Origin of the sequence: Ningiella algicola, from assembly GCF_028401415.2 — a bacterium.
Classification (GTDB): Bacteria; Pseudomonadota; Gammaproteobacteria; order Enterobacterales; family Alteromonadaceae; genus Glaciecola.
In genome coordinates, this window is the sequence record NZ_CP171821.2 from 4,403,958 (window position 1) to 4,417,500 (window position 13,543).

General features: G+C 43.1%; 13 protein-coding genes (1 of these 13 running past the window's edge). 10 read left to right on the forward strand and 3 right to left on the reverse strand.

What is annotated here, in order from left to right; translation table 11 throughout:
- Positions 1–152 precede the first annotated feature (152 nt).
- The 8 genes from dusA to PN836_RS19250 all read left to right on the forward strand — a co-directional run bounded on the left by dusA (position 153) and on the right by PN836_RS19250 (position 8,747).
- On the forward strand, positions 153–1,118 hold the full coding sequence (gene dusA, locus PN836_RS19215; RefSeq protein WP_395345750.1) for a tRNA dihydrouridine(20/20a) synthase DusA: 966 nt from the start codon (positions 153–155) through the stop codon (positions 1,116–1,118).
- 672 nt (positions 1,119–1,790) lie between these two features.
- Complete coding sequence (locus PN836_RS19220; RefSeq protein WP_395341490.1) at positions 1,791–1,991, forward strand: PspC domain-containing protein; 201 nt, start codon at positions 1,791–1,793, stop codon at positions 1,989–1,991.
- A 55-nt stretch (positions 1,992–2,046) separates the two neighbouring features.
- Positions 2,047–3,033: a DUF2333 family protein gene (locus tag PN836_RS19225; protein ID WP_395341494.1), complete on the forward strand. Its 987-nt coding sequence runs from the start codon at positions 2,047–2,049 to the stop codon at positions 3,031–3,033.
- 3 nt (positions 3,034–3,036) lie between these two features.
- The gene (locus PN836_RS19230) at positions 3,037–3,789 is read left to right on the forward strand and encodes a TIGR04219 family outer membrane beta-barrel protein (RefSeq protein ID WP_395341496.1); all 753 of its coding nucleotides are present in this window, start codon (positions 3,037–3,039) and stop codon (positions 3,787–3,789) included.
- A gap of 115 nt (positions 3,790–3,904) precedes the next feature.
- Positions 3,905–5,722, forward strand: coding sequence for an assimilatory sulfite reductase (NADPH) flavoprotein subunit (locus PN836_RS19235; RefSeq protein WP_395341497.1), 1,818 nt, complete (start codon positions 3,905–3,907; stop codon positions 5,720–5,722).
- On the forward strand, positions 5,722–7,443 hold the full coding sequence (gene cysI / locus PN836_RS19240; protein WP_395341499.1) for an assimilatory sulfite reductase (NADPH) hemoprotein subunit: 1,722 nt from the start codon (positions 5,722–5,724) through the stop codon (positions 7,441–7,443). The genes PN836_RS19235 and cysI overlap by 1 nt, the downstream gene beginning before the upstream one ends.
- On the forward strand, positions 7,427–8,167 hold the full coding sequence (locus PN836_RS19245; protein ID WP_395341502.1) for a phosphoadenylyl-sulfate reductase: 741 nt from the start codon (positions 7,427–7,429) through the stop codon (positions 8,165–8,167). Before cysI ends, PN836_RS19245 begins: the two co-directional genes overlap by 17 nt.
- A gap of 280 nt (positions 8,168–8,447) precedes the next feature.
- Complete coding sequence (locus tag PN836_RS19250; protein ID WP_395341505.1) at positions 8,448–8,747, forward strand: hypothetical protein; 300 nt, start codon at positions 8,448–8,450, stop codon at positions 8,745–8,747.
- A 75-nt stretch (positions 8,748–8,822) separates the two neighbouring features.
- Here PN836_RS19250 and PN836_RS19255 read toward each other — a convergent pair whose 3' ends face one another.
- Positions 8,823–9,959, reverse strand: coding sequence for an acyl-CoA desaturase (locus PN836_RS19255; RefSeq protein ID WP_395341506.1), 1,137 nt, complete (start codon positions 9,957–9,959; stop codon positions 8,823–8,825).
- A gap of 113 nt (positions 9,960–10,072) precedes the next feature.
- Here PN836_RS19255 and fabR point away from each other — a divergent pair, with 113 nt between their 5' ends.
- The gene (fabR, locus tag PN836_RS19260; RefSeq protein ID WP_395345752.1) at positions 10,073–10,681 is read left to right on the forward strand and encodes an HTH-type transcriptional repressor FabR; all 609 of its coding nucleotides are present in this window, start codon (positions 10,073–10,075) and stop codon (positions 10,679–10,681) included.
- Between the two features lie 9 nt (positions 10,682–10,690).
- On the opposite strand, the gene trmA is transcribed toward fabR, so the two are convergent.
- On the reverse strand, positions 10,691–11,833 hold the full coding sequence (gene trmA, locus PN836_RS19265; RefSeq protein ID WP_395341508.1) for a tRNA (uridine(54)-C5)-methyltransferase TrmA: 1,143 nt from the start codon (positions 11,831–11,833) through the stop codon (positions 10,691–10,693).
- Positions 11,834–11,960: 127 nt separating this feature from the next.
- On the opposite strand from trmA, the gene PN836_RS19270 reads away from it, so the two are divergent.
- Positions 11,961–13,085: a DUF5610 domain-containing protein gene (locus PN836_RS19270; protein ID WP_395341511.1), complete on the forward strand. Its 1,125-nt coding sequence runs from the start codon at positions 11,961–11,963 to the stop codon at positions 13,083–13,085.
- A gap of 82 nt (positions 13,086–13,167) precedes the next feature.
- On the opposite strand, the gene PN836_RS19275 is transcribed toward PN836_RS19270, so the two are convergent.
- Positions 13,168–13,543: the 3' portion of an RNA recognition motif domain-containing protein gene (locus PN836_RS19275; RefSeq protein ID WP_395341513.1), read on the reverse strand. It continues 140 nt past the right edge of the window; the window shows 376 of its 516 coding nt (coding positions 141–516); its start codon lies off the right edge, out of view; it ends in the stop codon at positions 13,168–13,170.

Genomic DNA, 13,543 nt, shown 5'->3' on the forward strand with positions numbered 1-13,543 from the left:
TTGATTTGGTTAAGTATGCATACTTTCTTGTTTTATTCAATTTTGACAAGCGCTACAATTCGCACAAATCGGTTTAGCGGAGTGTTTTGGTGAGTTTTATTGGCAGTAAAGTTTGTGGCGATATCAACAAGCATACATTTTCAGTAGCGCCAATGCTGGATTGGACAGATAAACACTGCCGATATTTTCTACGATTGCTATCAAAACGAAGTGTTCTGTACACCGAAATGGTCACCACTGGCGCCATTATATATGGTAAGGGTGACTATTTGGGTTTTGACAATGCTGAACATCCGGTGGTGCTTCAGCTAGGTGGAAGCAAGCCTGATGACATGGCAAGGTGTGCAGCAATTGCTCAGGCAAAGGGCTACGACGAAATAAATATCAACGTGGGTTGTCCGTCCGATAGAGTGAAAAATGGAAGTTTTGGCGCATGTTTGATGGCTCAACCTCACACCGTGGCTGCTTGTGTTGAGGCAATGAATCAAGAGGTAGACATCCCGGTGACGGTTAAATGCCGCATAGGCATTGATGATATGGACGATGATGAAGGTTTAAGCACATTCATTGAGCCCTTGGTTCAATCTAAAGTTGAACATGTGATTGTGCATGCAAGAAAAGCATGGCTTCAAGGTCTGAGCCCGAAAGAAAATCGAGACATTCCGCCTCTAAACTATCCGCGTGTGTACCGACTAAAACAGCAGTATCCAGATTTGTCAGTGAGCATAAACGGAGGAATAAAAACCCTAAGCGATGCAAACGAACACCTTTGTCATGTCGATGGTGTCATGATGGGCAGAGAAGTTTATAGTAACCCATTTATTTTGAGTAAAGTTGATTCGACGTTTTATGAGGCTAACGCAAGCGACGCTGTAACACGAGAGCAGGTAATCCAAAAGATGACAGAATACGTTCATGCTCAACATCTACGGGGCACAAGAGTGTGGCATATTGCTCGGCATATGCTGGGGTTATTTCAAGGTCAAGCAGGCGGCAAGATTTGGAGAAGGTATTTGAGTCAGAACGGCACCGGCAAACACAATGATCCTGACCTATTATTAAGAGGCTATGATCAGGTTCTTGCCGCGCAGGAGCAAGCCAGGCGCTTTAGTGCGTAAATTCCATTGTAGAAATTACTTAACCTCAACTCGGGATAAGCGACAGCGCCAAGTAGCGCTAAAAACGCGAATTACTGCGTTGCAAAAGCGAGCAATAGAATGACTATTACGTCACTTTTGCGCCTTGCACTTCACGTTTTTATCACTACTTGGTAATAATTTAATAAATACATAGTTAAAACATGCATTTGCACTATCGCTTATCCCGAGTTGAGGTTACTTAGTTGGTCAAAAACACTAATTTAAGTGGTCAAACAAACTAATATTAGTATTCATACCTTTTTCACTCAGTAAATTCTTACGGTCAATATTTTAGACTAAATTATTGATTTAAAATGTCTTTACTTGCATTTATCTAAGATGGCATAGCTTTCGCAAAGCCTTTCACGTCGCAGGGCGAATTCTATTTTTAAGCTTCCAACACGAAGACTCCGCTCAGTGCACCGTTGCTAAATCAAAAAGATAAGGGAGTAGTCGAAAATGTTGATGCATATGAATTTATTAAGTGTGGCCCTATCACCTGTACTGTATTACTTGGGAAGTGCGATAGTATTGGTGCTTTTATCAAATACCAAAGTATTTAAGACGAATCGATAGGGCTTGTACACACAGCGAATCAAGATAGATAAAACAGATTTTGCTTTAAAAAGCCGAGAGTCAAAGAGGTAAACAATGAAAACAGTTCTAAACGATAAGCGGTTTTTCAGAGATGCACAACATGCGAAGATTTCTGGCGTATGTGCAGGGCTTGCAAAACAATTTGATGTGAACCCATGGTGGGTGAGAGGCGCGGCAGTGGCAAGCTTCGTGTTTCTTCCTTTTGTTACCGCGCTTGCTTACGTGCTTGCGATACTGCTATTGCGATATCGCTAGGCTCCCATGTACACTAGGAGCATAGACGCAAGCATGTCGCAATTTTAGGAAAATCATGAATATAAGCACAAAAAGTATTTCAGTGGTCATTGGCATTATTATTCTTATCATTGCTTTGTTAGGGTTTTGGTGGGGATTTGAGCCAAGCACTTACGATGTAGACGAACTTGCTGCTAAGCATGCTGAACAACATAGCGAACGTGTGGTAACGGGCTACACAACTTCTACGGCCCTCATTACTGTGCTTGAAACCTTGCTTAATAAACCGGGGGGATATTTGTCCAACGACGTCATGCCGCCAGGTGTTTTGATGGATAATATCCCAAGCTGGGAATTTGGGGCGCTTGAAATGAGTCGCGATTTGGCGCTGGCAATGCGCAAAGACCTGAGTCGCTCTCAATCTCAGTCATTAGAAAATCCGCAGCTTATCAAAGTTCAAACAAGCGTGAGTATTGACCATCAACGTTGGCTGCTACCCTCATCAGAAGGGGAATATGAAAAAGCGATTGAAGAGCTAAAAGCCTATCGCTCTGAACTTAGCAACATTAGCCAAAACAATAGCCAGTTTTATGCGCGAGCGGATAATTTACGCGATTACTTAAAACAAGTTGAAAAACGACTGGGTAGTCTGTCTCAGCAACTCAGCGCTAGCGTTGGCACAGAATCGCTTAATACTGACTTAGCTGGAGACAGCGCTGCTACCCAATCTACCCCTCAGTCAGGAAACGTAATCAATAAAACCAGCTGGTTTAAACTGGATAATAATTTTTATCAGGCTCGCGGAGCAAGCTGGGCTTTGCTACACTTCTTAAAGGCAATCGAGACTGATTTTGAAGATGTGTTACAAAAGAAGAACGCAACAGTCAGCCTACAGCAAATCATCAGAGAATTAGAAGCGACTCAAGATTCTGTCTATTCGCCCGTTATATTAAACGGCGACGGTTTTGGATTTTTGGCTAATCATTCCTTAGTGATGGCAAATTACATATCTCGCGCAAACGCAGCACTTATAGAACTATCTGAATTACTTAATCAGGGATAAATTATGAAAAAAACGCTAATGGCATGCGCGATTGCCACGGCTTGCATCATGCCTGCAAAAGCGGACACCCTTCTAGGCGTCTACGCAGGTGTTCAAGGTTGGAACATGGAAACAGAAGGCGGTTTCGCGCAAAACGAATCGCTTGCCAATTTTAATTTTGAAGATGAAACACACACAAACTTCTACGTCGCCCTAGAGCATCCGATTCCCCTCTTGCCTAACGTAAAAGTGGTGCGGACCACCTTAGATACTTCTGGTATCACTACGCTAGATGGAACTTTTACCTTCGGTGACGAGGTATATACGGTCAATTCAAGACTGGATACCACGGCAGATTTAACCACCACTGATTATATTCTTTATTATGAATTGTTAGATAACGATGTTGTCAGTTTGGACTTGGGTCTAAGCGGTAAGCAAATAGATGGAGATTTCGTGGTTGTTGACGAAGACACGCAGCAAACAAGCTTTGAATCTTTCAGCGGCATTGTGCCAATGGCCTACGCTAGAGCTCAGGTTGGCCTTCCCCTTACTGGTTTAGGTGCATTTGTTGAGGGCAGCTTTTTGTCTTTTGATGATAATACGCTTAGCGAATATCAAGCCGCGATTGTCTATAATTTCGTTGACACGCTTGCTATAGATATGGAAATTCAGGCAGGTTATCGCGCTACCAGTATTGAACTGGAAGATTTAGACGATATTTTTGCTGATCTAGAATTTAAAGGCCCATTTATCGGCCTACAGTTCCACTTCTAGGTATATGCACCTAAACTTTCAGCATAAAAGAATATAAAAAATTAGTTTTTATTCTTTCACGCTATTGCAGAAAACCGCTAATCTGTGCGCATAGTTTACAGTTAGCGGTTTTTTAATGTCCTCACAGCAAGACAAAGTTCCATTATCCCTTCTCAGCGAGGCGCAGTTGTCTCATATTAACTCGGCAGTGACGGGTTTAAATAAAGACCAGCTCGTATGGGCGAGCGGTTATTTAGCCGGTATTGCGCAGGCAGGTGTTGCCAGTGCTGGTGCGCCGCAAGTTCAGTCACAGACGCAGAGACAGCAACCAACCCTGATCATCATGTATGGTTCGCAAACGGGAAATGCAAAGCATTCGGCCATCGCCTACGCAGAATCTGCAAAAGCGAAAGGAATAAGCACTAATGTTGTTAGTATGGCCGACTACAAGCCACGTAAAGTTAAAGATGAAACCCATCTTGTGGTGTTCGTTAGTACACATGGCGAAGGCGATGCCCCTGATGATGCGGTTGAGTTTCATGAATTTTTAGCCTCTAAAAAAGTACCAAAACTCGCGAATCTTAAGTATGCAGTTGTAGCCCTGGGCGATACCAGCTACGAGTATTTTTGCCAAACCGGTAAAGACTTCGATGAGCGTTTGAAAAAGGCTGGCGCTCAACCTCTTATTGAGCGTTTGGACTGCGATGTGGAATTTGAGGCAGAACTAAGCGCTTGGTCGCAAAAGTTAAATGAGATTCTCGGTTGTGAAATGGCGAACGATCAAGGTGCAGCGGCGCAGAGCATCGGGGTAAGTGCAGTAGCGCAAGCGGTATCCACAGCAAAGTGGACTAAGCAAAACCCCTTTGTTGCCTCACTGAGTGAAAGTTTAAAAATAACGGGTCGAGATTCGATAAAAGATATCCGCCATGTTGAAATTTCGCTTGAGGATTCTGGGATTAACTATCAACCTGGCGATGCTTTAGGGGTGTATTTTATCAATTCGCCTAGCATCGTAGATTCAATGATAAAACACACTTCGAATCATCCTGAAGACGAAGTGAATATCAATGATGATAAAATGCCCTTATCCAAAGCACTATCAGAAAAGCTAGAGCTTACGCTAAGTTATCCAGGATTTGTGAAGGCCTATCAACAGGCTTCTCAAAGTAAAGAGCTTGCTTCAATTTTAAATGATAAAGCAGGGCTAAGGGCGTTTCTTGAAGAACGCCAAATTGTTGATGTGGTCGTGCAGTTCCCGGCGGATATATCGGCTCAAGCTCTAGTGGATGCATTGAGACCCCTGACACCGCGCCTGTACAGTATCGCTTCAAGTCAGGCAGAGGTAGACGATGAAGTGCATTTAACTGTTGCCCATGTTGATTACGAGGCCTTTGGTTTTCGACATCAAGGTGGTGCGTCTGGATTTCTATGTACGCATTTAGAGCAAGGCGGAGAAATTAAAGTCTACGCTGAAAGCAATGATAATTTCAGACTGCCGAGCGACAACAACACTCCTATCATTATGGTGGGGCCAGGTACGGGTATCGCTCCGTTTAGAGCCTTTATGCAAGAGCGTGAAGCACAAGAAGCACCGGGTAACAATTGGTTATTTTTTGGCAATCCGAGTTTTACTCAGGACTTTTTGTATCAAACTGAATGGCAGGGGTATTTGAAGTCTGGCCTGCTCAGTAAGATCAGTCTTGCCTTTTCGCGTGATCAAGCGAACAAAATTTATGTACAAGACCGCATGCTTGAAAACGGTGCCGAGTTGTTTGAATGGCTAGAGTCAGGTGCACACTTTTATGTGTGTGGAGATGCAATGCGCATGGCAAAAGACGTTGAGTCTGCCTTATTGCAAATTATAGAGAAGCACGGCAAAAAAGCGCCTGAAGATGCCAAAAAATATCTACTTGAGCTGCGTAAAGCAAAACGGTATCAGAAGGACGTATACTAATGAGTAACGAAAAGAATTTGGTGGTTGAAGGTAAGCTTTCTGATAACGAACGCCTTAAGAAAGAGAGTAATTTACTACGCGGTACTATCACGCAAGACCTAGCTGATGATGTAACAGGCGGTTTTACCGCGGATAACTTCCAGTTAATTCGCTTTCACGGTATGTATCAACAAGATGATAGAGATATCAGAGCAGAGCGGATAAAGCAAAAGCTTGAACCTTTGCATAATGTGATGCTTCGTGCCCGACTACCAGGCGGCGTGATCACCCCAGCGCAATGGCTTGAAATTGACAAATTCGCTGAAGACTACTCAATTTACGGCAGTATTCGCCTTACTACTCGTCAAACCTTTCAATTCCATGGTGTATTGAAACCCCATATTAAGTCGATGCACCAAACCCTAAATGCGACAGGTATCGATTCTATTGCCACAGCCGGCGATGTGAATCGAAACGTTTTGTGTACCTCCAACCCAATTGAGTCGCAAGTACACAAACAAGCGTGGAACTGGGCGGCTAAAATTAGCGAGCATTTATTACCCAAAACAAATGCGTATGCGGAAATCTGGCTGAATGGCGAAAAAGTTGATTCCACTCAAGAAGACGAACCCATTTTAGGTAAAAACTATTTACCACGTAAGTTTAAAACGACGGTTGTTATCCCGCCGCAAAATGATGTAGATGTCCATGCAAACGACCTCAACTTTGTTGCAATTAGCGAAAACAACCAGCTTATAGGCTTTAATGTTCTCGTTGGCGGTGGGCTTGCTATGACTCATGGTGATACCTCAACCTTCCCTCGCAAGGCTGATGATTTTGGCTTTATTGAGCTTGAGCATACGCTGGATGTTGCAGCTGCGGTGGTCTCAACTCAGCGCGATTGGGGAAACCGAGTCAATCGAAAAAATGCGAAGACCAAGTACACGCTAGAACGTGTTGGCGTGGATACCTTTAAAAAGGAAGTTGAGAAGCGTGCTGGTGTCACTTTTGCAGCAAGTAAACCTTACGAGTTTACATCACGAGGCGACCGCTTCGGTTGGGTTGAAGGAATTGATTCAAAACATCACCTCACCCTGTTCATTGAAAATGGTAGGATCCTAGATTTTCCTGATAAGCCCATAAAAACAGGGTGCAGGGAAATTGCGAAAATTCACAAAGGCGATTTTAGGCTTACCGCTAATCAAAATTTGATTGTCGCTGGCGTACCAAGTGATCAGAAAGAGCAGATTGAATCACTAGCGGTAAAATATGGATTAAAGCGACAAGACATCAGTAAGCAACGACAAGATTCTATGGCGTGCGTGTCGTTGCCCACCTGTCCGCTAGCGATGGCAGAAGCAGAAAGGTATCTTCCTGACGCGGTCAGCGAAATCGAAGCGATGCTCGAAAAACATGGTGTCGCAGACGAGAGCATTATTTATCGAATTACCGGTTGCCCTAATGGTTGTGGGAGAGCCATGCTGGCTGAAATTGGACTTGTTGGCAAAGGCCCGAACAAATATAACTTGCATCTAGGTGGCAATAGAAACGGAACAAGAATTCCTCGTATGTATCGCGAGAATATAAGCGATACAGAGATCATGGAGATTCTTGACGCGTTAATTGAACGCTGGGCAAAAGAGCGAGAAGTGACGGAATCCTTTGGCGATTTTGTCATTCGAGCTGAAATAGTGAAGCCTGTTGTTGATTCTGCGAGAGATTTTTATGCCGAGCTTAGCTGAATCTTCTACCTTATCTACTCAGTTTGTTGATTTGGAGTCCGCAAACCACATGCTGGCCGCGATGGACGCGCAAGCGCGAGTAGAATGGGCACTCACTAATCTACCGGGTTCTCATATCGTTTCGTCAAGCTTCGGTGCGCAGTCCTCCGTGATGCTTCATTTGCTTAATCAAGCCTCACCAGACATCCCAGTTGTGCTTACAGATACAGGATATTTGTTTGCTGAAACCTATCAGTTTATTGATGAGCTTACGGAAAAACTTAATCTCAACTTACACGTTTATCGAGCGCCTATCAGCGGGGCTTGGCAAGAAGCTCGCTATGGCAGAATGTGGGAGCAGGGTATTGAGGGTATTGAAAAGTACAATCAACTCAACAAAGTCGAGCCAATGCAAAGAGCGATAGAGGAACTTAACGCGCAGACTTGGTTTGCTGGATTGCGCCGCTCGCAGTCGGATTCCCGCCAAGATATTCCGTTTATTAAAAAGCAAGGGGGGCACTATAAAGTTCACCCCCTAGCGGATTATTCGAACAAACGGCTTCATACTTACATGCAGGCAAATCAGCTGCCTTATCATCCGCTTTGGGACAAAGGATTTGTATCTATCGGTGACTGGCATACTACGCGAGCGCTAGAAGATGGCATGTCTGAGCAAGACACACGCTTCTTTGGATTAAAAAGAGAATGTGGCCTGCATGAGTTCGGTGACGGTGACGGTATCTAGAGCGCGCCTGCAGGTAATTTCGCATAGATATCAGGTTTGTATTTAGATACTTATATTTCAGCTAAATCTGCATGAGATCCAACTCGTGCAGTGCTTTACTTTCAATTTATTCTTCATTTCCGATTTAAAATCTACCTCATTGTGCCGATAGCGAGATAGAAAGATATTTTGTCATCTATTTATCATTATATTGTCATACTACTGTAATATTTGTCTGATGCATCTTGATATTTTGGTTATTCCAACTTATACTTAACACTATCAATAAAAGGAGAAAGATATGAAGTCACCCATTGCCGTAATGCTGGTATTAGCATGTTTCGGTGCTTCAGCCTCTCAATCGAAGGCACCTGAAAGTTCAAGCTTTGCATGCGTAGACGCAAAGTCATTTGAGATAAATGCATCGTGTATGAGTAACAAAATAGAAATGAACGACGCTTTTGTTCAGTCTCAAAAAGACTTTTCACAGCAAATTGAAAGCGGTGATAACGCAATGGCGTCACTCACAATAGACCCTGAGACCTTAAATATTAAAGTGGTTGCTCACAAAGATGCTCAGCTAGCAAAAGTCGAACATTAGTAAAATGGCGACAAACTAATACGAAAAACCCGTGCAAAACACGGGTTTTTTAGTTTTCGGTATTTTGCTTTAACGCTACGCCGCAACTTGTGGCTCCAAATAAAGGGAATAAATGGAATGCCATTTTTCTTTTTGAAGCGCAAAAGCCTGCTTTAATTCTCTGTATTTGAAATCAAGTTCAAGACTTTCATATGAGGCCTTAATATTACTATGTTTTTCGCGCATCAATCGCTTCTTTGCGGTGTAATAGGCTGTCATTCTACTGACCAATAAATCATACTCGGCTTGTACAACAGCTGCAATTTCATCGGCATTAGGCAAATGGACCAGCTTGGTTTTTGCATTCTTTAACTGCATTTGAAGTTTTGCTTTTTCAATTCTTTCTTCTGGTGTGGTGCGCAAGTTCGACGTTAAACCCAACCAGGACAGTGCCTTTATCAACCACTTCGTTGGATCGTATTGCCACCAGTGGATCCCGTTTCGGTAATCATATTCAAATATGTGATGATAATTATGATATCCCTCTCCAAAGGTAAAAAATGCTAACAAACCGTTGTCACGAGCGGTGTTCGAATCTGTGTAAGGGCGAGAACCCCAGATATGCGCTAGCGAGTTAATGAAAAACGTTACATGATGCACTGCAACGAGTCGGGCTACCCCAGCAATTAATACCATGCCGAGCACGTCACCATTTAAAAAACCTAACAATGCTGTGATGCCAAAATTAGCGCCCAATACAATGGCTAAATAATGGTTGTGCTGCCACATCACAACCTTGTCTTTTTGCAAGTCTTTGCAATTTCGATAATCGCTATATCGTTCGGCCTGGTACTCCCTCAACATCCAACCAATATGAGAAAACCAAAAGCCTTTTTTCGCAGAGTAAGGGTCTTTGTCGTTTTCATCCACGTAGCGATGATGCACTCGATGGTCTGAACTCCAGTGCAAAATGCTATTTTGCACTGCCATTGCTCCGCCAATTGCTAAAAACACCTTTACGATAGGGTGGGCGTCGTAGGTCTTATGTGACCAGAGCCGATGATAGCCAGCTGTAATTGACATGCCAGTGAAAAAGAATAAAGCAACTGCCACTATGATCTCGGTCGAATCAATACCGTTGAAAATGATCCAGATGGGGGTTGCGATGAGAGCAATAAGGGTAGTGGCTAAAAATACTGCAATGTTTAAGGGGATAATACGAGGTTTCTTCACTAAATTTTCACTTCTTTGGTTCAGCGTACAACTGTTCGCTTAATTTAACTTTTCGTTTGTTTAAAGGCAAGTTATATGTTGTCATGATGTCATCAAAACGTAATTCCAAAACTATGAATCGACAACAACAAAAGCTGCAGACGCGTCAAAAAATTGTGGATGCAGCATTTACTCTTTTAGATGAAAATAAAAGTTTTACTGCTATCAGTTTACGCGAAGTTGCTCGTGAGGCCGGTATTGCGCCTACTTCCTTCTATCGCCACTTCGCGGACATCAACGAACTTGGACTCACACTGGTCGACGAGTCCGGTCTTGCACTTCGACAATTAATGCGAAAAGCGCGCCAACGCATACAAAAAGGCGGTAGCGTAATCGAAATTTCCGTGCAGACATTCATGGAGTTCATTATGGAAAACAGAAATGTTTTTAGGTTACTACTGCGCGAGCATACCGGAACATCGTCAGCCTTTAGAGCTGCGGTTATGAGAGAAATTCAATATTTTACTGAAGAATTATCAGATTATATTTCATCTAACTTAGCGCTGCCTCCCGAAATATCTCATCTGCAAGCGCAAGCGATGGTAAGGCTTGTCTTTAGCGCGGGTGCCGAGGCAATCGATTCGACTCCAAGTGAGGTTAGGGGCATTGCGAAACGCGTCATGATTCAATTACGTTTTGTTCAGCTAGGAGCACTACAATACTCTGCAAATTATCAAAAGTGAGCGCCATTTTTATACTTTTCGACGAAGTATAACGCCACTTTCAATATGCGGTGTGAAAGGGAATTGGTCGAACATAGCGGTATGCTCTAGTTCGTGAGTCGTTAATAGAGCTTTTAAGTTATCTGCTAGGGTAGTGGGGTTACAGGAAATATAAACAATCTTGTCGAAACCTTGAATCAAAGCCAAGGTCTGTGCATCAAGTCCAGCTCGTGGCGGGTCAACTAAAACGGTCGAGAATTCATAGCTTGATAAATCGATATTTCGAAGCCGGTTGAATTCGCGCGTTTGGTTGAAAGCCTGAGTAAATTCTTCGCTACTAAGTCTTGCAATTTGTAGGTTATCAATTCCATTAGCCTCAATATTATCCAGCGCAGCATTAACAGAGGTTTTCGATATTTCTGTAGCGAGCACCTTTCTGAAACTTTGGCTCAAAGGGAGACTGAAATTCCCGTTTCCACAATAAAGCTCAAGTAAGTCCATGGTGTCATGCCCAAGCTTGTTCAGCACCCATTCAATCATTTGGACGTTAATTGTTGCATTGGGCTGTGTGAAACTATTTTCTACTTGTTTAAAGCGGTACGCTTTGCCGTTGATGTATAGCGTTTCGTAAACAAAATCTTCGTCCACACACACTTTTTGTTTTTTTGCCCTACCAATGATATTGAATCGTTCTAACCCCAATGTAAGTTTAAGCTTGTTCCGTAACTGATTGACTTGTTCGTGCCAGCTTTCGTTTAGTTGTCTATGGTAAAGCATCGAAATTACGAGCTCGTTGGACGTCGTGGCAAGGTAGTCAAGTTGAAACAGTTTATGCCTCAAGCTTGGATCTGCATTCACCTCTCTCATCATCTCAATCATTGCATGGTTAATGAGTTTGCAAGCGCTGGGCAAGGCATCCACGCGATATTTAGCTTTCGTGCCTTGATCAAACATAATGTGATAGCTCTCATCGCCCTCGTGCCAGATTCTAAACTCAGCTCTCATACGATAATGCTTTGGTGTACTGGTGTGTACATCAAATGAGAGTGCAGAGTGCTCTGTCGAAAACGGCTTTAGCATATCCATTAGCCGGTTTTTCTTTTCTTTGAGCTGTATTGCGTAGTCTTCGTCAGAGTAAGTTTCGCTTGCATAGACATTTTTCGCTTGATTCATTTTTCGTTTACACAGCTCATTTGAAATTGGAAGAGTCGATTGTAACGGCGAAAATATAATTACCAACTATTTATTAAAGAAAATCTTATCTTGCCGATAACATGGATGAGGATAGTGAGGTAATACAATGAATACGGTAGAGATGAATGCTCCAGCAGTGCGTTTATCAGCAGCAGACGCAGCCAATGTAGTCGATTTACAGAATCGCCAGTCAAACCAGCGTGCTCCCAGTGCGGATAGATACAGCGCAACTGGTTCTCACGAGAGTGTGGCTGCTAAGGTACTCTCTTTTTCGGTAGGCAAAGGCATAGAAGGCGCAACGCAATCGCAGAGCGGAAACTTAGCCCTTAAACTTCAGGAACCCGAAATCGATTCAAAACCTATGGAGTTTGATATTGATTTGGTGCGAAAAAATGTGATTGGCTTTGTTACCCAGTCACTGAACGAATTTGCGAACAATGGCGCTTCAGAAGAACAATTGCAAAGCTTCAGGCAGCAAGCGATAGAAGGGATTACCTTAGGTGTTGAAAACGCTAAAAAAGAATTGGGCAATTATATTAGCGAGCCATTGGAAGAGCTTATTAATAGCAAACAAGCGCAAATGATCGAGGAAGTTAAGGCTATACCCCTTAACGCAGTTTTTGCTTCACAAAATACGAGCAGTACTGAACAGGATGCGCAAACTAGTAGCTTCTTCATGAGGATACCATCGGGTGCGCAAGTTGACATTGAACTTGGCGCTCGTGTCTTTAATGAAGAACAAGGTAAAGCATCTGATCTAGAGATTTACACCACCCAAGCGTCAAACCTCTCCTTTAATATTTCGGGAGCTGTCAGTACGACTGAAAGAAGAGATTTAGCCGACTTAATAAATGAAGTCGACGCAGTGATCGATACTTTCTATCGACAAAATATTGAGAGCTCGTACAGCAGCGCTCTTGCGCTTGGATATGAAAATGAGCAGTTTGTTAAGATGGCGTCCACATCGGAGAATTCTGTCTCGAATGCCTATGAGAATGTAAGGCTAATGGGCACGCTAGAGCGAGGACAAGCAGTAGAGGCGCCAAAACTCGTTTCAGCTTATGTAGCAAAGTTAATGGATATGTCCGCTAACATTGAGCAAAAACTAGCGTCGCAAGAAGACTATCAAGACATCATTAACGGCTTAGTAAACCAAATGAAAGATGTACAAGTCCCTGATTTAGTGCAAGCCATCAACAGGTTCCACAAGTTCAACGCTAAGTTTATATAAATGCGGCGCGATTAAGCCCCAGACTTTAGATAGAGCGGGTCGAATGGTCGACCTCTTCTATCGCGTCAATTCTTAATCAATGCTATGAGTCAACTTTATCCTTAGCGGGACGAACTTTGATTGTTCGCTCCATAAATTCTGCATCATTCAGTTTTGAAATAAAGCGTTCCTCTTCACCAGCGTTGATTTCAACAAATCCAAAACCTTTGCGTCTTCCAGTACGCCTATCCTTCATTAAACGCACGGATTTTACTTCGCCGTGCTTTGCGAAAAATGCCTTTATGGCCTCTTCGTCTGCATTGTAAGAAATGTTTCCTACATACAGCGTGGCGAGTTCACCTGAACTGGCGTCTGCGGTAGGCTTTTTCTTAGCGTTATTTGCTTTTCTAGGTTTACGCTCTCTAGAATCCTGTTCACTTGCGTTACCAGAGCGCTTGAGCAAACTTGGGAGCCACATA